We start from the raw sequence: 19,613 nt of genomic DNA, 5'->3' as shown, positions 1-19,613 counted from the left end.
GCATCAAACGTAGTCAGCGGCGGATGTCGAACACCGGGTCTGCGCAGTCGGTCGCTTCGGCCTGCAGCTGGCGTTTGATCACCTTGAACGTTTCGGTGCGCGGCAGATCGGTGCTGACCCGCACGAGGGACGGCCACTGCTTGGGGCCGAGGTCGGGTTGTTCGGCGAGGAATGCGCGGAATTTCTCCGGGTCGAACGGCGCACCATCGGTCAAGAGCACCGCCGCCATCACCTGATCGCCGACGTCGGGCGCGGGAATCCCGTACACCGCCACCTCGACGACGTCTGGATGGCGCAGCACGACCCGCTCGATCGGCGCCGAGCCGAGGTTTTCACCGTCGACCCGCATCCAGTCGCCGAGCCGGCCCGCGAAGTACGCGTAGCCGTCTTCGTCGCGGTACGCCAGATCGCCGCTGTGGTAGGCCCCACCGCGCATGCGCTCGGCGTCGGCGCCTGGATCGTTGTAGTAGCCCTCGAAACGTCCAGCGTCAGAGGTGTTCACCAGCTCGCCGGTGACGCCGGGCGGGCAGGGCTCACCGGTGTCGACGTCAAGGATCTCGGTACCGGGCGGCAGCGGGCCGAGTGAGCCCGGTGGGGTGTCGGGTGTGCGGCCGATCGCGATACCGCCCTCGGTCGAACCGAAGCCGTCCATCACCAATGTGTTGAACCGGCGACCGAACCTCTCGACGTCGGCCGGTGCACCCTCGTTGCCGTATACCGCGCGCAGTGGATTGTCGGCGTCGTCGGGTTGTTCGGGGGTGGCGAGCACATACGACAGCGGCTTGCCGACGTAGTTGGCGTACGTGGCACCGAATCGGCGGACGTCCGGGAGGAACTGCGACGCGGAGAACTTGCGCCGCAACGCCAGTGAGCTCCGCGACGCCAATGCCACCGACCAACCCACCAGCACCGCGTTGGAATGGAACAGCGGCATCGACACATAACAGATGTCGCTTGGCCCCAGTTCGAAACGCTGCGTCATCATCTCACCCGCGATGGCGACCTTGCCCTGGCTGCACTTGACCGCCTTGGGGTCGCCGCTGGTGCCCGACGTGTAGATAAGCATGAAGAGGTCGTCCGGACCGGAGTCGTACGCGACCACCGGCTCGTCCGCGTACTGCGCGACCTCGGCGGCCCACTCCGGGGAGTCGACGTCGATGTGGTCGATGTCGCCGACGACGGATGCAGATGCCGAATCTGCCAGCACTACTTGGCAATCCGCGTGCGTGACGTCACGCTGCAGCGCTGAGCCGCGACGGACGGGGTTGAGCCCGACCGGCACGATGCCCGTCAAACCCGCCGCCACCAGAACCGCGGAGAAGAATGGGGTGTTCTGCAACAGGACGCCGACATGCTGCGGCCGAGAAGGATCCATGCGGGCCCGCAGCGCCGCAGCCACCGCCGCGCCGTGCCTGATGTGCTCACGCCATGGTGTGAACGTGTCCTCGAAGTAGACCCCGCGGTCGTCGAGGTCGACCAGAGGGCGCAGCAGCGAGGTTACGGTGGGGAGCTCGGTCCCGGTCGCTGGATTCAAGCCGGTGTGTCGGCCAGGTCACGGCCGATCTGCAGCAGCTGCCCGGTGGCGCCGCCAACCGCGAACTCAGTTTGCTTGGCCGCCAAGAAGTATCGGTGCACCGGGTGGTCGGTGTCGATCCCGACGCCGCCGTGCACATGCACCGCGGTGTGAGCGACCCGGTGGCCGGCCTCAGCCGCCCAGAACGCCGCGGTGTTGACCTCGACGTCGGCGGGAAGGTCCTCCGACAGTCGCCACGCCGCCTGGGTGAGGGTCAGCCGCAAGGCCTTGACGTCGATGTAGCCATCGGCCAGTCGCGCGGACACGGCCTGGAAGCTGCCGATGGGCCGGTCGAACTGCTCGCGTTCGCGGGCATATTCGGCGGTGAGCTCCAGCGCACGCTCCACTACGCCCAGCTGAAATGCGCTGCGCAAGAACGTGAGGCGGGTCGTCAACCACGCCAGCACGTCATCACCCTGGTCGCCGCCGACGAGCCGGTCGGCTCCCAGTTCGACGCCCTTGAGGTCCAGATGCCCGATGCTGCCGAAGCCCGTGGTGTTCAGCGATTCGACCGTCACACCCGGATCGCCGGATGCGACTACGAAAACCTTGGTGCCCGAGTCGGTTTCGGCGGGGACCAGGAAAGCGTCGGCGACCGGGCCGTACGCGACCTGGGTGCGGGCACCGGTGAGCCGGTAGCCGTCACCATTGGTCTGAGCCTGCACCGGCCCGTCGCCCATGCCGCCGTCGAGCGCGACGGTCAGGATCTTCTTCCCGTTGACGGCGGGTACCGCCCATTCCTGCTGCAGGGACTCGGACCCGAACTTCGCAAGGGCTCCGGCCGCCAGCACCGCCGACTCGAGGTACGGCACCGCGGCCAATTGCCTGCCAAGCGCCACCAGGACCGCGACCTGCTCGAGTTCGCCGAATCCGCCGCCGCCCAACGATTCCGGGGCGGTGGTCGACAGGATGTCGGCGTCGATCAGCTTGCTCCACAGCGTCTGATCGAAACGTTCATCGAGGCCGTCGAGCTCACGCTGGCGTTCCGGCGTGGACACCGAATCGGCGATGGTGCGTGCCAGCCCGCCGAGGTCTTCGGAGGCTTCGGTCGTCTTGAAATCCATGGCTCAAATCTCCGTATCTACCGGTTGACCCGGGGCAGGCCGAGCGCGACCATGCCGATGATGTCGCGCTGAATCTCGTTGGTGCCACCGCCGAACGTCAGGATCAGGCACGAGCGGTGCATGCGCTCGATGCGGCCTCGCAGCAGTGCGCCCGGGGTGTTGGTGCGAAGGGTGGCCGACGTGCCGAGCACCTCCATCAGCAGGCGGTAGGCCTCGGTGGCGAGTTCGGTGCCGTACACCTTGGCGGCGGACGCGTCGGCGGGAGACGGTGCGCTGTCGGTCGACGACGCCAGCTCCCAGTTGATCAGCTTGAGCACTTCGGCTTTGGCGTGCACGCGGGCCAGGTTGAGCTGCACCCACTGTGAGTCGATCACCCGGTTGCCGTGAATGTCCTTGGTGTTCTGCGCCCACTCGCGAACCCCGTCGAGTGCCGAGAAGATCGGCTGCGCGGAGACCAGAGCGACCCGCTCGTGGTTGAGCTGGTTGGTGACCAGCTTCCATCCGGCGTTCTCCTCGCCGACCAGGCTGGTGGCAGGCACGCGGACGTCCTGGTAGTAGGTGGCGCTGGTGTCGACGCCCGCCATGGTGTGCACCGGCGTCCACGAAAAGCCCTCGGCCGTCGTCGGCACGATGAGCATCGAGATGCCGCGGTGCTTCTTCGCCTCGGGGTTCGTCCGCACCGCGAGCCACACGTAGTCGGCGTATGCAATCAGGCTGGTCCACATCTTCTGACCGTTGACCACGTAGTCGTCGCCGTCGCGCACCGCGGTGGTCCGCAGCGCGGCAAGGTCGGTGCCCGCGCCGGGCTCGGAGTATCCGATCGCGAAATGCAGTTCGCCCGCGGCGATCTTGGGCAGGAAGAACTTCTTCTGCTCCTCGGTTCCGAAGTGCATGATCGTCGGCGCGACGCTGTTGATCGTCAGGAACGGGACGGGGACGTTCGCGATGGACGCCTCGTCGTTGAAGATCAGCCCCTCCATCGGCGGGCGCTCCTGGCCGCCGTACTCCTTTGGCCACGACAGCGTCAGCCAGCCGTCTTTGCCCATCTGAGCGACGGTGTCGCGGTAGACGCTGCCCCGCCCCATCTCTCCGTCGCTGGAGGCCAGCGCCTCGGCGCGCTCGGGGGTCATCAGCTTGGTGAAGTACGACCGCAGCTCGCGGCGCAACTCCTCCTGCTCCGGGGTGTAGCCGATCCGCATCGCCGTGTCCTAACTTCTCTAGAGGCACCTGTACGTGCACTCAGGCTCGAACCGAAGTCCAGCCCGACTTCACTCCCGGTTGTAACACGTTCTAGTCTTGGGGTCCAGGCCGGTGCCACACTGGCTGCGCAAAGTAGCCCTGAGCGCGAGGAGTGCGTAATGCGAGTGGAAGTGGACCGTGACCGTTGCGAGGGCAACGCCGTATGCGTCGGAATTGCCCCCGACCTGTTCGATCTTGACGACGAGGATTACGCCGTCGTCAAGGCTGACCCCGTGCCGGACGGCCAGGAGGACCTGGCGGAGCAGTCGATAGCCGAGTGCCCGCGAGCAGCCCTGATCCGCAGAGACTAGAGGTATTCATAAATGACTGCAGATGCGACTGATCTTTCCGGCCTTGTCGCGGTGGTGACCGGTGCGGCCGCGGGGCTTGGCCGTGCCGAGGCAATCGGCCTGGCGCGAGCGGGGGCCACGGTCGTGGTGAACGACATCGCAGGCGCGTTGGACAAATCCGACGTGATCGACGAAATCGTCGCTGCCGGTTCCAAGGCGGTCGCGGTCGCCGGTGACATCGCCGAGCGCTCGACGGCGGATGAGCTGGTGACCACTGCAGACGGGCTGGGGGGACTGAGCATCGTCGTCAACAACGCGGGCATCACACGCGACCGCATGTTGTTCAACATGACCGACGAGGACTGGGACGCGGTGATCGCCGTGCACCTGCGCGGTCACTTCCTGCTGACCCGCAACGCCGCCACATACTGGCGCGCGAAAGCCAAGTCCGCCGGAACAGATGGAGCCGGTTCGGTGTACGGCCGGGTCATCAACACGTCTTCGGAGGCCGGCCTGGTCGGCCCCGTCGGCCAGGCCAACTACGGCGCGGCCAAGGCGGGCATCACCGCGCTGACGCTGACGATGGCGCGTGCGCTGGAGAAGTACGGTGTCCGGGCCAATGCGATCGCGCCCCGCGCCCGCACCGCGATGACCGCCGACGTGTTCGGCGACGCGCCCGAGCTGGCCGACGGTGCGATCGACAGCCTGTCGCCCGAGCATGTCGTCACGTTGGTGCGGTTCCTGGCCTCGCCCGCCGCGAAAGACGTCAACGGACAGCTCTTCATCGTTTACGGTCCCACCGTGACGCTGGTGGCTGCGCCCACCGTGGAAGCTCAGTTCAGCGCTCAGGCCGACGCCTGGGGCCCCGCGGAGCTGTCGGAAACGTTGCAGAATTACTTTGCTGGCCGTGACTCGGATGCGAATTTCGCAGCCACGGGGCTAATGACTTAGTGAGACTGACGGTCTACGGTTGTCGGCGACCCAATGGGCTAGAACACGTTCTATAATGACCTGGGTCACACATGCCTTGACCAGCATCGATACTACAATTTCGACTAGTTTTGTAGTTCTTTGACACTGCGAACTTGTTCTAGTTAGTATGATCCGGCTCACCAAGAGCACCGCTTAAACCAGGGGTGAAATGCCCGCCGCCGCGAAGAATTTCGAATTCTTCGCCAACGCGGGCATTGCCGTACACCCCGCCCCGAGAACGGAGCCCGAGGTTGATCGAACAGCTCGCGGCACCGACCCGGGCCGTGGGCGGTTTTTTCGAAATGTCCCTGGACACCTTCATCAAGATCTTCCGGCGGCCCTTTCAGTTCCGTGAGTTCCTCGATCAGACCTGGATGATCGCGCGGGTTGCGCTCATCCCGACGCTGCTGATCTCGATTCCGTTCACGGTGCTGGTCGCGTTCACGCTCAACATCCTGCTGCGAGAAATCGGTGCCGCGGATCTGTCCGGCTCCGGTACCGCGTTCGGCACGGTGACGCAGCTGGGTCCGATCTCGACCGTGCTCGTGATCGCCGGCGCCGGGGCGACCGCGATCTGCGCCGACCTCGGCGCCCGGACCATCCGTGAAGAGATCGACGCGATGCGCGTTCTGGGCATCGACCCCATCCAACGGCTCGTCGTACCGCGCGTGCTGGCGTCGACCACCGTGGCGCTGCTGCTCAACGGTCTGGTGATCGCGATCGGCCTGACCGGTGGCTACGTGTTCTCCGTGCTGCTGCAGGGCGTGAACCCCGGCGCGTTCATCAACGGTCTGACGATCCTGACCGGGTTGGGCGAGCTGGTGATCTCAGAAGTCAAGGCCCTGCTGTTCGGTCTGATGGCGGGCCTCGTCGGCTGCTATCGCGGCCTCACCGTCAAGGGCGGGCCCAAGGGCGTCGGAGAGGCCGTCAACGAGACCGTAATCTATGCCTTCATCTGCCTGTTCGTGATCAATGTGCTCATGACCGCAATCGGCGTTCGGGTTCTCGGCTGATGAGCGAGCTGGGGAACTACGACATCACAGTCCGACTGCGGCGGGCGCTCGGACGGTTTCCGCGGGCCGTCGACGCGTTCGGCGAGCAGGCCTTGTTCTACGCCCAGTCGATCCGATACATCCCAAACGCGTTGCGTCGCTATGGCAAGGAGACGGCCCGGCTGATTGCGGAGATGACGCTGGGCACCGGCGCGCTGATCCTCATCGGTGGCACGGTCGGCGTCGCGGCCTTCCTCACCCTTGCGTCCGGCGGTGTCATCGCGGTGCAGGGCTACGAGTCGCTGGGCAACATCGGCATCGAGGCGCTCACCGGCTTCCTGTCCGCGTATCTCAACGTGCGCATCGTCGCGCCGATCATCGCGGGCATTGCACTCGCCGCCACCATCGGCGCCGGCACCACCGCCCAACTGGGCGCGATGCGCATCGCCGAGGAGATCGACGCCGTCGAAGCAATGGCTGTGCACTCGGTGTCGTACATGGTGTCCACCCGGATCGTCGCCGGACTGGTCGCGATCATTCCGCTGTACTCATTGGCCACGTTGGCGGCGTTCTTCTCGGCACGCACGATCACTGTGTACGTCAACGGACAGTCCGCCGGTCTGTACGACCACTACTTCAATACGTTCCTGATACCGAACGATCTCTTGTGGTCGTTCGCTCAGGCCATCGTGATGGCGGTCGCGGTGATGCTGGTGCATACCTACTACGGCTACAACGCATCCGGCGGACCTGTCGGCGTAGGCATCGCTGTCGGAAAGGCGGTCCGGACATCGCTGATCGTCGTGGTCATCATTACTCTGTTCATTTCCCTGGGCGTGTACGGCGCGACCGGTAACTTCAACCTGTCGGGCTAGAGGGAGACATCGTGTCCAGGACATTCGCGATAAGGATCGCCGCCTTAGTGCTGGCGACCGTCATCGTGGCGTTCACGGTCTTCACCTACCTCGCGTACTCCGCCGCGTTCACGCCGACCGAAACAGTGACGGTGAACTCGTCACGCGCCGGTTTGGTGATGGACAAGGACGCCAAGGTCAAGTACCGCGGTATCCAGATCGGCAAGGTCGAAGACATCGCGTACTCCGGTGACGAGGCGACACTGACGCTCGCGATCAACCGCGACCAGATGCGCTATGTCCCGTCGAACGCGCCAGTGCGTATCGGCAGCACAACAGTATTCGGCGCGAAGTCGGTGGAATTCCTTGCGCCGGAGCAGCCGTCCGGTGCCGGCCTTCGCGCCGGTGCCGTGGTCCAGGCCGAGTCGGTGCAGCTGGAAGCCAACACGTTGTTCCAGACCCTGATCAACGTCCTGGACAAGATCAACCCCATCCACTTGAACGCGACCATGTCGGCGATCGCGGAGGGGCTGCGCGGTCACGGCGATGACTTCGGCAGCACCCTGGCGGGTTTGAATCAATATCTCGCGCAACTGAATCCAAAGTTGCCGACGCTTGAGTCGCTATTCTCGCAGACGGCGACGGTGTCCAACATCTACGGCGATGCCGGTCCCGACCTGGTGACGGTGATCAACAACGTGCCGACGATCAGCAAGACGATCGTCGATGAGCAGAAGAACCTGAACGCGACGTTGCTCGCCGCAATCGGGTTGGCGAACGAGGCAACCGCCACGCTGGAGCCCGGGGCCGACGATTACATCGCCGCGATCCAGCGGCTGCGGGCGCCGCTGAAGGTGCTAGGCGACTATTCGCCGGAACTCGGCTGCATCGTGCAAGGCGTTGCCATCGGTAACAAGCGGGGCACGGCCATTGTCGGTGGCCTCAAACCCGGCGCGATGACCAGTTCCAGTTTCGTGCTGGGCGTGCCGTCATACACGTATCCGGAGAGCCTGCCGATCGTTAATGCGTCGGGTGGTCCCAACTGCCGCGGCCTTCCGAACATCCCCAGCCTGCAATATGGCGGTTCCTACTTCAGGTCACCGTTCCTGGTGACCGACAACGCCTACATACCGTACGAGCCGTTCACCGAGGTTCAGGTCGACGCCCCGTCGACATTCCAGTTCCTCTTCAATGGCGCCTTCGCGGAACGGGACGACTTCTGATGAGCCAGCGCGGGCTCCTGGCCAAGGTGAGCATCTTCGTGGTCGCCATGCTGTTGGTCGCCGCCGGGTTGGTGGTGATCTTCGGCGAGCTCCGGTTCTCATCGACGAACAGTTTCCACGCCACGTTCAGCGATGCCTCGCGACTCGAGGGCGGTAACGACGTGCGGATCGCCGGGGTTCCTGTGGGGACCGTCGACGACATAAAGCTGAATCCCGACAACACCGTCGATGTGGCGTTCTCCCTTGACAAGAAGTACCGGATGTACACGTCGACGCGAGCCGTCATCCGGTACGAGAACCTGGTCGGCGACCGCTTCATGGAGATCACCTCGGGCCCGGGCGAGCTTCGAAAGTTGCCTCCGGGCGGCGTGATGTCGATCAACCAGACCCAGCCGGCACTGGATCTCGACGCGTTGCTCGGTGGGCTACGCCCGGTGGTCAAGGGCCTCAATGGCGACCAGATCAACCAGATCAGTAATGCGATCCTCGAACTGCTGCAGGGCCAGGGCGGCGCCCTGTCCCAATTGCTCTCGGAAACAGGGTCATTCAGCCAGTCCCTAGGTGATCGCTATCAGGTGATCTCGGAGGTGATCCAGAACCTCAACCAGGTGCTGGGGACCATCGACGACAAGAGCGTGGAGTTCAACGCGAGCATCGACGAACTTCAGAAGCTGGTCAGCGGACTCGCGCAGGGCAAGGATCCGATCGCAGGGGCCATACCGCCGCTGGCGTCCGCGGAAAATGATCTGACCGACATGCTGGTCAAATCGCGGCGACCGTTGCAGGGTGTGCTCGAGAACCTGCGCCCGCTTTCGACCGAGCTCGACAACCGCAAGGCCGAGGTCAATCGAGTCATCGAACCGCTGGCCGAGAACTACCTGCGACTCAATTCCCTCGGTTCATACGGGTCGTACTTCAACTACTACATCTGCGCGACGAGGCTCAAGTTCAACGGGCCTGCAGGAAGCGATATCTTCCTGCCGATCGGCGGCGTGCCGGACCCGTCGAAGGGCAGGTGCTCAGACAATGGATAAGACCATCCGGGCGGGTATCTTCGGCATCGCGGTCATCGTGATGGTTGTGATCGTCGCGTTCGGCTACAACACCCTGCCGTTCTATCCGCAGGGCAAGTCCTATGAGGCATTCTTCGCCGACGCGGGTGGCATCGCACCGGGCAGCGACGTCAACGTCTCCGGCATCACGGTGGGCAAAGTGACCAGCGTCGGCCTCGCCGGTGACGTCGCCAGGGTGGCTTTCACCGTCGACCGCCATGTCAGGCTCGGCGATCAGACTCTGGTGTCGATCCGCACCGACACCGTTCTGGGAGAGCGGTCGCTGGGGGTCGCTCCACAAGGCAGCGGGTCGGTGACGTCAATTCCGGTGGACCGCACGACAGTTCCGTACACGCTGAACATGGCGCTTCAGGATCTCGGCGAGAACTCCGGTGCGCTCGACAAGGACCAGTTGACCAAGGCGCTGGGTGTACTGACCGAGTCATTCCGCGATGCGACGCCCGAGCTGCGTCGCACGCTCGACGGCGTGTCCGAGTTGTCGCGCAGCATCAACGCCAATGACGAGGCGCTCGGCCAGCTGTTGGCACGCGCGAAGAAGGTGTCGGGCATACTCGCCGACAGGTCCGGCCAGGTGAATCAACTGATCACCGAAGGCAATTCACTCTTCGCCGCGCTCGACGAGCGACGAGCCGCGCTGAGCAATTTGATCGCCGGCATCGACGATGTGTCACAGCAGATTTCGGGTTTTGTTGCCGATAACCGGCGCGAGTTCGGTCCGGCCCTGAAGAAACTGAATCTGGTGCTGGACGACCTGCTCGAACGCCGCGATCACATCAGTGAGGCGCTGAAGCGGCTGCCGCCCTACGCCACCGCGCTCGGCGAGTCGGTCGGTTCGGCTTCCGGCTTCATGGTCAACCTGCCCAATGCGATACCGAACAATACGCAGGAGGCTCTCCTGTTGGACCTCTACTTCCAACCGGGCAAGATTCCAGACAGCCTCTCTGACCTCCTGAAGGGGTTCATCAACGAGCGCCTGATCATAAGGCCGAAGTCACCGTGAGCCGCTGGATACGTTGGGGCGTCATCACCGCACTGGTGGTGGCGCTGATCGGTGGTGTCTTCGTGATATGGCCGCGAGTCACCTCCTACCGGGTCGTCGCATACTTCCCGTCGGCGGCAGGAATATATCCCGGCGACGAAGTCCGCATCATCGGCGTTCCGATCGGCTCGATCGAATCGATCACTCCTCAAGCCGATTCCGTGAAGATCACCATGTCGGTGAAGGACGACGTCAAGGTTCCCGCCGATGCTCGCGCGGTGATCATGGCGCCGAACCTCGTTGCGGCCCGGTTCGTTCAACTCACCCCCGTCTTCAAAGAGGGCGCCGCGATGAAGGACGGCGGCAGCATCGGGTTGGACCGCACGGCCGTGCCGGTGGAGTGGGACGACGTCAAAACCGAGCTGACGAGGCTCAGCCAGCAGCTCGGACCCGCAGCGGGCCAGGTTCAGGGTCCGTTGAGCGAATTCGTCAATCAGGCCGCCGACACCTTCGACGGCAACGGTAACTCGTTCCGGCAAGCCGTGCGCGAACTGTCGCAAACCGCTGGGCGGCTGGGTGACTCGAGTGCCGACCTGTTCGGCACCGTGAAGAATCTGCAGGTTCTTGTCGACGCGCTGTCGAAGAGCAATGAGCAGATCGTCCAATTCAGCGGGCATCTGTCGTCGGTCTCGCAGGTATTGGCCGACAGCGCTGAGGGGTTGGACGACACCCTGGGTAGCCTCAACCAGGCCCTGTCGGATGTCCGCGGCTTCCTCGACGAAAACAACGAGGTGCTGATCGGCAACATCGAGCGGCTGACCGACTTCACCAGCATCCTGACAAACCAGACCGACGACGTCGAGCAGATCCTGCATGTGCTGCCGAACGCCATGGCGAACTTCTACAACATCTACAACCCGGCCCAGGGCACCGCCAACGGTCTCCTCGGCCTACCGGAATTCGCCAACCCGGTGCAGTTCATCTGCGGGAACTTCGAAGGTGCTGGAACGCCCGACTATGACAAGCGAGCCGAGATCTGCCGTCAGCGGATGGCGCCCGTGCTCAAACGCCTCGCGATGAATTTCCCGCCGTTCATGGAGCACGGGATCAACACGATCACCGCGTACAAGGGCCAGGTCATCTATGACACCCCCGCGACAGAAGCCAAGGCGCAGACCTACATCCCGTATCTCGAGTGGATTCCGGCCGACGGCCGCTTCCCGCCCCGTGCCGGTGGTGACGGCGGAGACCCGAGTGCGTTGCTGCTGCCCCAGAACCCGGCCCCGGGCCCGCCCCCGCCGGCGCAGCCGTACTCGCTCGGTCCGGTAGTACCGCCACCGGGCCCACCCCCAGGCCCACTGCCTGGTCCACCGCCGGGCCCACCGCCCGGTCCGCTTCCGGCCGAGGCCGCTATCCCGGGAGGCGGGGGATGATGCGCAAGTCACTAGGGATCAGGGCTGGGCGGCTCAGGGCCGGACGCGCTACGCGCCGGACCCTGGTCATCGGAACCGGGACGGTACTGCTTGCCGGCTGCCAGTTCGGCGGGCTGAACTCGCTGAACATGCCGGGCACCGCAGGCCACGGCAAGGGTGCCTTCTCGATCACGGTGGAAGTGCCCGACATCGCGACGCTGCCACAGAACTCGCCCGTGATGGTCGACAACGTCACGGTCGGGAGCGTGTCCGGAATCGAGGCCGTTCAGCGGGACGACGGCACCTTCTACGCGGCGGTGAGACTGTCTCTGGACCGACAGGTCAACCTGCCGGCCAACGCAACGGTGAAGGTCGCGCAGACATCGCTTTTGGGGTCGCAGCACATCGAGCTGGCGGCTCCGACCGACAAGCCATCGGTTGGCGAACTGCGTGAGGGACTTCAGATCCCGCTGAGCCAGGGCAGCCGCTATCCAACGACAGAAGAAGTGCTGTCCGCGCTGGGTGTGGTCGTCAACAAGGGCAACCTCGGTGGGCTGCAGGATATTACGCAAGAGGTCTACAACGCGGTGGCCGGCCGCGAGGGCCAATTCAACGGCCTGATCCCGCGGCTCGCTGAGCTGGCGTCCTCGCTGAATCGGCAGACCGATGACATCATCGCGACCGCCGAAGGCCTGAACAGATTTGCGGGCGTCCTCGCCAGGAGCAAGGACAGTCTGGGTCGCGCGTTGGACACCCTCCCAGGAGCCCTGAAGGTACTCAACGAAAACCGTGACAACATCGTCGATGCCTTCGCCGCGCTGCAGAGCCTCGGCAACGTGGCGTCGCGCATCCTGTCCCAGACCAAGGATGACTTCGCCCAGGACTTCATCGACGTGTACTCGGTGATCAAGCCGCTCAACGATGTTCGGTCAGATCTCGTGACAAGCCTGGACAGTTTCGCCACCTTCCCGTTCCCCGGGAAGAACCTGAGCCGGGTGGCCAGGGGCGACTACTTCAACGTCTTCGCCACGTTCGATCTGACGATCCGCCGACTCGGTGAGACCATCTTCACGACGTCATTCTTCGACTCGAACATGAAGCGCCTCGGCGAAGTCGTCAACCCGCCGGAATTTCTCACCGGGGAGATGGCGAACCTGTCAGGGCAGGCGGCAGACCCGTTCCAGATCCCGCCCGGCACCGCGTCGGGTCAGGAGGTGCCGCCCCAGTAATGTTCAATCGAACTGCGCGAATCCAATTGTGGATCTTCGCCGTCGTGACAGTACTTTCCGTCGGCGCGATCGCTCTGTTCTACGTCCAAATCCCCGCACGGCTGGGTCTTGGCACGTACGAGGTGACGGCGAATTTCGTCGCAGGCGGCGGACTGTACGAGAACTCGAACGTCACCTTCCGCGGTGTGCAAGCGGGCCGCGTCGAGTCGGTGCAGCTGACCGACGGCGGGGTCGCCGCGCGCATGCTGCTCAACAGCGATGTCAAGATCCCCTCGAACTCCACCGCCACCGTCAAGAGCGTGTCTGCGGTCGGCGAACAGTATGTGGATTTCGTTCCGCCCGCTGATCCCTCACCGGAGGTGCTCCGTAACGGTGCATCGATCCCGAAGGAGCAGACGGCGATACCGCAGGATGTCGCCGAAATGTTGCGTGAGGCCGACCGGTTGGTGAGCAGCCTGGACAACACCCGGCTCCAGGATCTCCTGCGCGAGGCGTTCGATGCGTTCAATGGTTCAGGGCCCGAACTGGCGCGGATGCTCAGGTCGGCACGAGTGCTGATCGACGAGGCCAACGCAAGCTGGCCGCAGACCTCGGCGCTGATAGATCAGGCTGGACCGCTGCTGGAGGCGCAGATTCGCAGCGGCGACGACATCCGGTCGCTGTCCGACGGCCTCGCGCGCTTGACCAGCGAAGTGGCAGGGGCCGATCCGCAGGTGCGTTCGCTGCTCGAGACCGCGCCGGGCGCGGCGGCCGAAGCCAGCGAAACGTTCTCGGGCATCCGCCCGTCGTTCCCGGTGCTCGCGGCGAACTTGGCCAACTTCGGCCGCGTCGGCGTGATCTACCACAAGTCGATCGAACAGGCGCTGGTCATCTTTCCTGCGCTGCAGGCATCTCTTCTGACGATCGGCGGCCAGCTTCCGGCGGACGAAGGCGGCAAGCAGGACTTCAAGATCTCGATCAACGATCCGCCGCCGTGCAACACGGGGTTCTTGCCGCCGTCGGCAATTCGTTCGCCGGGCGACACGACTTTGCGTGACCTGCCGACGGACCTGTATTGCAAGGTCGCACAGAACGATCCGATGGTGGTGCGCGGCGCGCGGAACTATCCGTGCCAGGAGTTCCCGGGCAAGCGCGCGCCGACCATTCAGTTGTGCCGCGATCCGAACGGCTACGTCCCGATTGGCAACAGCCCGTGGCGCGGTCCTCCGGTGCCCATCGGCACACCGATGGACGTCATGGAGGACGACACACCTGAGGACGGGCGAAACACCCTGCCGCCCAACAAGTTCCCTTACATCCCGCCGCAGAACGATCCGGACCCGGGATATCCCGTCCCGCCGGGTATGGTCCCGCCAGGGGTGCAGCCCGGCCCGGGGCCGGCGCCCCATCAGCCATGGCCGTACATTCCCCCTCCGAACTCGGGACCCCCGCCGCCGCCATACACGGCGTGGATTCCGCCGGCACCGTATCCGAACGCGTGGCCGCCGCCCCCAGTCGGACCGGCGATCGACGGTCCGCGGCCGCCGGTGTTCGCGGGGCCTTACGGCCCACCGCCACCGCCACCGCCCGCGGCACCGCCGCCGCCGGCCGCCCCACCGCCGGCCCAGCCGCAAGCCAGTGGAACCACTTACGGCACCTACGACCAGAACACGGGAGTCTTCGTCGACCCGGCGGGCGGCACCGGTGTTTACGCGCCGGGCGTCGCTGATATGCGTCCGCAAGAGACGTGGGTCGATCTGATGCTCTATCCGAGGCAAACCTGATGGAATCCGATACACCTCCGCGGAAGGCCTTGCGCCGCCGCGCATCCCGTCCTGCCGGTCCGACCACAGGCAAGGCCGCCGAGGCCACCGCCGTGGTCGTGCCGGCAGCGGACCCCACCTTCCCAACGCCTGCTCGCACGGCGAGCAAGATTGCGACCCCGCCGCGCAGGCAGCCGCACCGCCGGCTGGTGGCAATTGTTGCGTGTGTGAGCGCGATCATCGCGACGAGTGGGCTCGGCGCTGTCGTCGCCGTGCTGATCGTGCAGCGGCACAACACAGAAGCGACGCAGGCGCGCAACCAGCGGTTCGTCGACACCGCGACTCAGACCGTGGTGAACATGTTCAGCTTCAAGCAGGACACCATCGATGAGAGTGTCGACCGGTTCGTCGACGGCACCAGCGGGCCGTTGCGCGACATGCTCGCCACCAACGAGAACGTCACAAACCTCAAGGCGATTTTCCGCGATACGGGCGGTAGTTCGGAGACGGTCATCAACGGTGCCGCGCTCGAGAACATGGACGACGTCAGCAAGAAGGCATCGGTATTGGTGTCGGCGCGGGTCACGGCCAGTGACATGAACGGCAACAACCGGCCGTCGCAGCCCTACCGGCTGCGCATCATCGTGCAGGAGGGTGACGACGGGTCGATGACCGCCTACGACCTCAACTACCCCAACGGCGGCAACTGATGCGCTGGATCCTGAGTGGCCTCGCGGCCTTGGGGGCCGTTGTGTTCGTGAGCCTGGCCGCGGTGGGTGGTGGCCTGTACTGGCAGCGAGTGGAGACGCGAAGTGAGCAGGCTGCCCGCGATGAACTCGGACCGCTTGCGCAGCAACAGATTCCTACCGTGTTCACGTACGACTACAAGACCGTCGAGCGCAATCTCACCGACGCGTACCAGATGCTCACGCCCGAGTACCGCAAGGAGTTCGAGGACAGGGCGAACTCCGACATCATTCCGCAGGCCCGGGCGCGGGAATTGGTGAGTCAGGCCAACGTGGTTGGCGTCGGCGTGATGGATGCTCAGCGTGACTCGGCAGCGGTGATGGTCTACATCAACCGCACGGTGTCCGAGAAGACCAACCGCGAACAGCCGATCTACGATGGCGCGCGATTGCGGGTCGACTACAAGCGCATAGACGGCAAGTGGCTGATCAACTACATCACTCCGATGTAGTTGCGTCCTCTCGCGTCGAGGCCAGCGCCTCGAGGAATGACTTCGCCCACAGATCGACGTCGTGCACGAGCACCTGGCGACGCAACGCGCGCATCCGCCGCCTGCCTTCCTCCGGCGTCTGATCCAAGGCCTCTTCGATGGCATCCTTGACACCTTCGAGATGGTGCGGATTCGCCAGGTAGGCCTGGCGGAGTTCGGCTGCGGCACCGGTGAATTCGCTGAGGACCAACGCGCCGCCGAGGTCACTTCGACAAGCCACGTACTCCTTGGCGACCAGATTCATGCCGTCCCGCAGCGGGGTTACCAGCATGACGTCGGCGGCGACGAAGAAGGCGATCAACTCGTCGCGCGGTATCGGCCGGTGCAGGTAGTGCACGATCGGATGACCGATATGGCCGTGCTCCCCGTTGATGTGGCCGACCTGACGTTCGATGCTCTCGCGCATCGCGATGTAGCTCTCGACGCGTTCCCGGCTCGGTGTCGCGAGCTGAACCAGCACAGTGTCATCGGGTTTCGCACGGTTCTCGTCGAGTAGCTCGGAGAACGCCCTGAGCCGCACGTCGATGCCCTTGGTGTAGTCGAGCCGGTCGACACCAAGCAATATCTTGCGAGGATTGCCGAGTTCTTTGCGAATCTCCTTCGCGCGCTGCCGGATCGCCCGCGAGCGCGACTGCTGATCGAGCGCCGCCGAATCGATGGAGATCGGGAACGCGCCCACCTTGACGGTGCGGAAGCCGACGTTGATCTCGCCGAATCGGGAACGCACGCCGATCGTCGCACGCGAGGTGTTGGCGCCCACGAGCCGGCGGGCCAGAATCAGGAAGTTCTGTGCGCCGCCGGGCAGGTGAAAGCCGACCAGATCGGCGCCGAGCAGGCCCTCGATGATCTCGGTGCGCCACGGCATCTGCATGAACAGCTCGACCGGCGGGAACGGGATGTGCAGAAAGAAGCCGATGGTCAGGTCGGGCCGCAGCTGCCGCAGCATCTTCGGAACCAGCTGCAGCTGATAGTCCTGCACCCACACCGTGGCGCCCTCGGCCGCCGTCTTGGCCGTCGCCTCGGCGAAGCGCCGATTCACTTCTACGTACCGGTCCCACCATTCCCGGTGGTAGATCGGCTTGACGATGACGTCGTGATACAGCGGCCACAGCGCGGCGTTGGAGAAGCCCTCGTAGTACTCGGCGATGTCGTCGGCGGACAGGCTCACGGGGCACAGCAGGAGGTCGTCCTGTTCGATCGGGTCGTCGCCGGCGTCGGGAATGCCCGGCCACCCGATCCAGGCGCCCCGTCGGCGGCGCAGAAGCGGCTCCAGGGCGGTCACGAGCCCACCGGGGCTTCGCTTCCACGTCGTGGTGCCGTCCGGCAGCCGCTCCATGTCGATCGGCAGCCGATTGGCCACCACGACGAAGTCAGAGTCCCCGGAGCTGACCTTGCGGCCGCTCCCCGGGCTCACTTACGCCTCAAGCTTCGAGGGTCCAATGCCGAGCATCGACAGGAAGACCCGGCACTCGTCGGCGTCGTTCGCGTATGCGGCTACTACGCGCCTGGCCTGGCGTGCAGTGCTGTCGGCTAGCGGTTCGACGTCGCCGAGCTCGGCGGGATCAGATTTCGCAGGCATACGACAACTCTAGGCGACGTTGCCGTCGCCGCCGATCGGAGGCTTCTGCCGCCTAGTTGGTGACGGTCGGGCTGTGACCCACGGTCGACTGAGGCACAACCGCGGGTCCCTGGGCTTGCTGCTCCTCGGCAAGGCCGATGCACTGACCGGAGTTGGCGCCGGTGCAGGGGATGGAGCCGCCGCCGCCGGGCACAGACACCACCGGCAGATCCGGGTTGCCGGAAGACGTGTTGAAGGGCGAAGGACCGGAGTTGGGGACGGTGTGCGGTACGCACGTGCCGGTGAACGTATCGGCCTCTTCACCGCCGGGGCATCCCTGTGCAACTAGTGCGGCAGTGGGCGCTGCGACGGCAGCGATCGCGGGGGCAACGGCAACTGCGACCGCAAATCCACCGGCAAGCATCAGTCGTCGAGCTGAGAGCTGGGAGGTCGCCATTGTCACGCTTTCTGTTTTGTTAGACCATGTCGTCTTGTTAGACCATGTCGTCGGCATGGATTCTATGGAAGCTGCGAGATTTCTGCACAGCTTCCGCCGGTTCCCTGGCTTCCAGCCCTTTCACGGGCTGGAGCTGATTGTCGAACGGGGCGTGACATTCGGCAGGAGCGACTGATCCTCCGAAAGACCGATGCACGCGCCCGAGTTACCTCCGGTGCATGGAATGCCGTCGATCTCCGGCATATCGGGGTTCGCCGCGGTCGTGGTGAATCCCGAGCCGCCGCTGTTCGGGACCAGATAGGGAACGCAGGTTGTGGTGAACTGGTCGGCTTCCTCGCCGCCCGTGCATTGGGCTTGGGCGATACCGGGTTCGGGCATCGAGAACGCGGCGATCGCAGGCGCCGCGGCCGCCGCGACGACGAAGGCGCCGATCAAAAGTTGTCGCCGTATCGCGAATTTAGGAGTGGCCATTCCCAAATTCTAGAGGTCACCGGGCGATTCGGTGGATCTTCCGCGTGGAGAGCATGCCCTGGCTGCATTCCTCTGAGTTTGCTGAGCGTCGGGATGGCATCTCTGAAAATGCGGCGGGCGCTGCAGTCGTGCTAGATGACGTGTACTCGTAATCAACATAATAGAGAGCAGAGCGTCGTCGAGATAGCTGTGTTCTGTGGAGCTGCTGCGTATTTGCTGTGGCACCGCTGGGCGACTGCTTGGCGCGGCACCGTAATGTGCAAGCTGTCTTATAACGCGAACGAGGTGGTCGGCCGTGGTTAGCCCTGATCAGACAACGGCCGGACCGGCCGGACAACAGGTCACTTACGAAACGCTGGACGAGGGGCGCGTCGCGCGCATCTGGCTCAATCGGCCCGAAGCCCAGAACGCCCAGTCGCGAACTCTGTTGGTACAGCTGGACGAGGCCTTCGGTCGTGCGGAGGCTGACGACGAGGTGCGGGTGGTGATTCTGGCGGCACGCGGTAAGAACTTCTCGGCCGGACACGATCTCGGCTCGGAGGAGGCGCTGTCGGAGCGCAAACCCGGACCCGGCCAGCACCCGACTTTCTCGATCAACGGCGCCACCCGGAACGCCGTCGCGGAGAAGACCTATCTGCAGGAGTGGCACTACTTCTTCGAGAACACCCGTCGCTGGCGGGATCTGCGGAAGATCACCATTGCGCAGGTGCAGGGCAACGCCATCTCGGCTGCGCTGATGCTGATCTGGGCCTGCGATCTGATCGTCGCCTCCGACGACGCCAAGTTCAGCGATGTCGTCGCCGTCAGGATGGGCATGCCGGGGGTGGAGTATTACGCCCACCCATGGGAATTCGGTGCGCGAAAAGCCAAAGAACTTCTGCTGACCGGTGATTCGATCGATGCGGACGAGGCCTACCGGCTCGGCATGGTGTCGAAGGTCTTCGCGCGCGATGACCTGGAGGACAAGACACTCGAGTTCGCCAAGCGCATCGCCGAGCGGCCCACCATGGCCGCGCTGTTGGTCAAGGATTCGGTGAACGCCGCGGCCGACGCGATGGGCTTCACCGAGGCGCTACGGCACGCGTTTCACATCCATGAACTCGGGCACGCCCACTGGGCCGCCGCGAACGAGAACCGGTATCCGGTCGGCCTGCCGCCGGACGTGCCGGACTGGCGGACGTTGGGAGCACCCAAGCTCGCCCGCCGCGACGAGCCGTGACGTATAACTAGAACCTGTTCTAGTTGACG

The 19,613-nt window shown here is 64.6% G+C and carries 20 protein-coding genes; 13 read left to right on the top strand and 7 right to left on the bottom strand.

The annotated features are described in order from the left end of the window. Window positions 1-13: 13 nt before the first annotated feature. The 3 genes from fadD17 to AB4Z42_RS17885 are packed head-to-tail and all read right to left on the bottom strand — an operon-like array spanning window position 14 to window position 3,836. Window positions 14-1,534, bottom strand: a complete 1,521-nt coding sequence (gene fadD17 / locus AB4Z42_RS17895; RefSeq protein ID WP_442010558.1) for a long-chain-fatty-acid--CoA ligase FadD17 — start codon at window positions 1,532-1,534, stop codon at window positions 14-16. Further along, entirely contained in the window at window positions 1,531-2,637 is a 1,107-nt protein-coding gene (locus AB4Z42_RS17890) for an acyl-CoA dehydrogenase family protein (RefSeq protein WP_442010557.1), read from the bottom strand. The genes fadD17 and AB4Z42_RS17890 overlap by 4 nt, the downstream gene beginning before the upstream one ends. Window positions 2,638-2,654: 17 nt before the next feature. Further along, entirely contained in the window at window positions 2,655-3,836 is a 1,182-nt protein-coding gene (locus AB4Z42_RS17885) for an acyl-CoA dehydrogenase family protein (protein ID WP_442010556.1), read from the bottom strand. Between the two features lie 159 nt (window positions 3,837-3,995). Between AB4Z42_RS17885 and AB4Z42_RS17880 the strand changes: the two genes are divergently transcribed. The 12 genes from AB4Z42_RS17880 to AB4Z42_RS17825 all read left to right on the top strand — a co-directional run bounded on the left by AB4Z42_RS17880 (window position 3,996) and on the right by AB4Z42_RS17825 (window position 15,840). Next, on the top strand, window positions 3,996-4,187 hold the full coding sequence (locus AB4Z42_RS17880; protein WP_442010555.1) for a ferredoxin: 192 nt from the start codon (window positions 3,996-3,998) through the stop codon (window positions 4,185-4,187). A gap of 12 nt (window positions 4,188-4,199) precedes the next feature. Then, window positions 4,200-5,117, top strand: coding sequence for a 3-oxoacyl-ACP reductase (locus AB4Z42_RS17875; protein WP_442010554.1), 918 nt, complete (start codon window positions 4,200-4,202; stop codon window positions 5,115-5,117). A 272-nt stretch (window positions 5,118-5,389) separates the two neighbouring features. Further along, the gene (locus AB4Z42_RS17870; RefSeq protein WP_442010553.1) at window positions 5,390-6,151 is read left to right on the top strand and encodes an MlaE family ABC transporter permease; all 762 of its coding nucleotides are present in this window, start codon (window positions 5,390-5,392) and stop codon (window positions 6,149-6,151) included. Further along, window positions 6,151-7,005 carry an MlaE family ABC transporter permease gene (locus tag AB4Z42_RS17865; RefSeq protein ID WP_442010552.1) on the top strand — a complete coding sequence of 285 codons (855 nt, stop codon included), beginning with the start codon at window positions 6,151-6,153 and terminating at the stop codon, window positions 7,003-7,005. The genes AB4Z42_RS17870 and AB4Z42_RS17865 overlap by 1 nt, the downstream gene beginning before the upstream one ends. Before the next feature lie 11 nt (window positions 7,006-7,016). Next, window positions 7,017-8,207, top strand: coding sequence for an MCE family protein (locus AB4Z42_RS17860; RefSeq protein WP_442010551.1), 1,191 nt, complete (start codon window positions 7,017-7,019; stop codon window positions 8,205-8,207). Then, the gene (locus AB4Z42_RS17855; RefSeq protein WP_442010550.1) at window positions 8,207-9,241 is read left to right on the top strand and encodes an MCE family protein; all 1,035 of its coding nucleotides are present in this window, start codon (window positions 8,207-8,209) and stop codon (window positions 9,239-9,241) included. Before AB4Z42_RS17860 ends, AB4Z42_RS17855 begins: the two co-directional genes overlap by 1 nt. Continuing rightward, window positions 9,234-10,280, top strand: a complete 1,047-nt coding sequence (locus tag AB4Z42_RS17850) for an MCE family protein (protein ID WP_442010549.1) — start codon at window positions 9,234-9,236, stop codon at window positions 10,278-10,280. The genes AB4Z42_RS17855 and AB4Z42_RS17850 overlap by 8 nt, the downstream gene beginning before the upstream one ends. Then, entirely contained in the window at window positions 10,277-11,692 is a 1,416-nt protein-coding gene (locus AB4Z42_RS17845) for an MCE family protein (protein ID WP_442010548.1), read from the top strand. The genes AB4Z42_RS17850 and AB4Z42_RS17845 overlap by 4 nt, the downstream gene beginning before the upstream one ends. Then, window positions 11,689-12,900, top strand: coding sequence for an MCE family protein (locus AB4Z42_RS17840; RefSeq protein WP_442010547.1), 1,212 nt, complete (start codon window positions 11,689-11,691; stop codon window positions 12,898-12,900). Before AB4Z42_RS17845 ends, AB4Z42_RS17840 begins: the two co-directional genes overlap by 4 nt. After that, a complete protein-coding gene (locus AB4Z42_RS17835; protein WP_442010546.1) occupies window positions 12,900-14,663 on the top strand; it encodes an MCE family protein in 1,764 nt (587 codons plus the stop codon). The genes AB4Z42_RS17840 and AB4Z42_RS17835 overlap by 1 nt, the downstream gene beginning before the upstream one ends. Further along, window positions 14,663-15,352, top strand: coding sequence for a mammalian cell entry protein (locus AB4Z42_RS17830; protein WP_442010545.1), 690 nt, complete (start codon window positions 14,663-14,665; stop codon window positions 15,350-15,352). Before AB4Z42_RS17835 ends, AB4Z42_RS17830 begins: the two co-directional genes overlap by 1 nt. Further along, window positions 15,352-15,840: a mammalian cell entry protein gene (locus tag AB4Z42_RS17825; protein WP_442010544.1), complete on the top strand. Its 489-nt coding sequence runs from the start codon at window positions 15,352-15,354 to the stop codon at window positions 15,838-15,840. Before AB4Z42_RS17830 ends, AB4Z42_RS17825 begins: the two co-directional genes overlap by 1 nt. Here AB4Z42_RS17825 and AB4Z42_RS17820 read toward each other — a convergent pair. The 4 genes from AB4Z42_RS17820 to AB4Z42_RS17805 all read right to left on the bottom strand — a co-directional run bounded on the left by AB4Z42_RS17820 (window position 15,827) and on the right by AB4Z42_RS17805 (window position 18,365). Beyond that, complete coding sequence (locus AB4Z42_RS17820; protein ID WP_442010543.1) at window positions 15,827-17,293, bottom strand: alpha,alpha-trehalose-phosphate synthase (UDP-forming); 1,467 nt, start codon at window positions 17,291-17,293, stop codon at window positions 15,827-15,829. The two genes, AB4Z42_RS17825 and AB4Z42_RS17820, sit on opposite strands and share 14 nt — an antisense overlap. Continuing rightward, entirely contained in the window at window positions 17,294-17,458 is a 165-nt protein-coding gene (locus tag AB4Z42_RS17815) for a hypothetical protein (RefSeq protein ID WP_170311127.1), read from the bottom strand. A gap of 52 nt (window positions 17,459-17,510) precedes the next feature. Further along, window positions 17,511-17,894 (bottom strand): intersectin-EH binding protein Ibp1, encoded by a 384-nt coding sequence (locus tag AB4Z42_RS17810; RefSeq protein WP_442010891.1) that lies wholly within the window; start codon window positions 17,892-17,894, stop codon window positions 17,511-17,513. A 120-nt stretch (window positions 17,895-18,014) separates the two neighbouring features. After that, window positions 18,015-18,365: an intersectin-EH binding protein Ibp1 gene (locus tag AB4Z42_RS17805; RefSeq protein WP_442010542.1), complete on the bottom strand. Its 351-nt coding sequence runs from the start codon at window positions 18,363-18,365 to the stop codon at window positions 18,015-18,017. A 295-nt stretch (window positions 18,366-18,660) separates the two neighbouring features. Here AB4Z42_RS17805 and AB4Z42_RS17800 point away from each other — a divergent pair, with 295 nt between their 5' ends. Continuing rightward, complete coding sequence (locus AB4Z42_RS17800) at window positions 18,661-19,584, top strand: enoyl-CoA hydratase (RefSeq protein WP_442010541.1); 924 nt, start codon at window positions 18,661-18,663, stop codon at window positions 19,582-19,584. Window positions 19,585-19,613: the final 29 nt, after the last annotated feature.

Source organism: Mycobacterium sp. 2YAF39, assembly GCF_052114565.1.
GTDB lineage: Bacteria > Actinomycetota > Actinomycetes > Mycobacteriales > Mycobacteriaceae > Mycobacterium.
This window is presented reverse-complemented; position numbering and strand designations above follow the sequence as displayed.

What these genes read in the sequence shown, in the direction of transcription:
- AB4Z42_RS17890 (WP_442010557.1), bottom strand. Translation starts at nt 2,637, where the DNA reads ATGGATTTCAAGACGACCGAAGCCTCCGAAGACCTCGGCGGGCTGGCA.
- AB4Z42_RS17885 (WP_442010556.1), bottom strand. Translation starts at nt 3,836, where the DNA reads ATGCGGATCGGCTACACCCCGGAGCAGGAGGAGTTGCGCCGCGAGCTG.
- AB4Z42_RS17880 (WP_442010555.1), top strand. Translation starts at nt 3,996, where the DNA reads ATGCGAGTGGAAGTGGACCGTGACCGTTGCGAGGGCAACGCCGTATGC.
- AB4Z42_RS17875 (WP_442010554.1), top strand. Translation starts at nt 4,200, where the DNA reads ATGACTGCAGATGCGACTGATCTTTCCGGCCTTGTCGCGGTGGTGACC.
- AB4Z42_RS17865 (WP_442010552.1), top strand. Translation starts at nt 6,151, where the DNA reads ATGAGCGAGCTGGGGAACTACGACATCACAGTCCGACTGCGGCGGGCG.
- AB4Z42_RS17855 (WP_442010550.1), top strand. Translation starts at nt 8,207, where the DNA reads ATGAGCCAGCGCGGGCTCCTGGCCAAGGTGAGCATCTTCGTGGTCGCC.
- AB4Z42_RS17850 (WP_442010549.1), top strand. Translation starts at nt 9,234, where the DNA reads ATGGATAAGACCATCCGGGCGGGTATCTTCGGCATCGCGGTCATCGTG.
- AB4Z42_RS17840 (WP_442010547.1), top strand. Translation starts at nt 11,689, where the DNA reads ATGATGCGCAAGTCACTAGGGATCAGGGCTGGGCGGCTCAGGGCCGGA.
- AB4Z42_RS17835 (WP_442010546.1), top strand. Translation starts at nt 12,900, where the DNA reads ATGTTCAATCGAACTGCGCGAATCCAATTGTGGATCTTCGCCGTCGTG.
- AB4Z42_RS17830 (WP_442010545.1), top strand. Translation starts at nt 14,663, where the DNA reads ATGGAATCCGATACACCTCCGCGGAAGGCCTTGCGCCGCCGCGCATCC.
- AB4Z42_RS17825 (WP_442010544.1), top strand. Translation starts at nt 15,352, where the DNA reads ATGCGCTGGATCCTGAGTGGCCTCGCGGCCTTGGGGGCCGTTGTGTTC.
- AB4Z42_RS17815 (WP_170311127.1), bottom strand. Translation starts at nt 17,458, where the DNA reads ATGCCTGCGAAATCTGATCCCGCCGAGCTCGGCGACGTCGAACCGCTA.
- AB4Z42_RS17810 (WP_442010891.1), bottom strand. Translation starts at nt 17,894, where the DNA reads ATGGCGACCTCCCAGCTCTCAGCTCGACGACTGATGCTTGCCGGTGGA.
- AB4Z42_RS17805 (WP_442010542.1), bottom strand. Translation starts at nt 18,365, where the DNA reads ATGGCCACTCCTAAATTCGCGATACGGCGACAACTTTTGATCGGCGCC.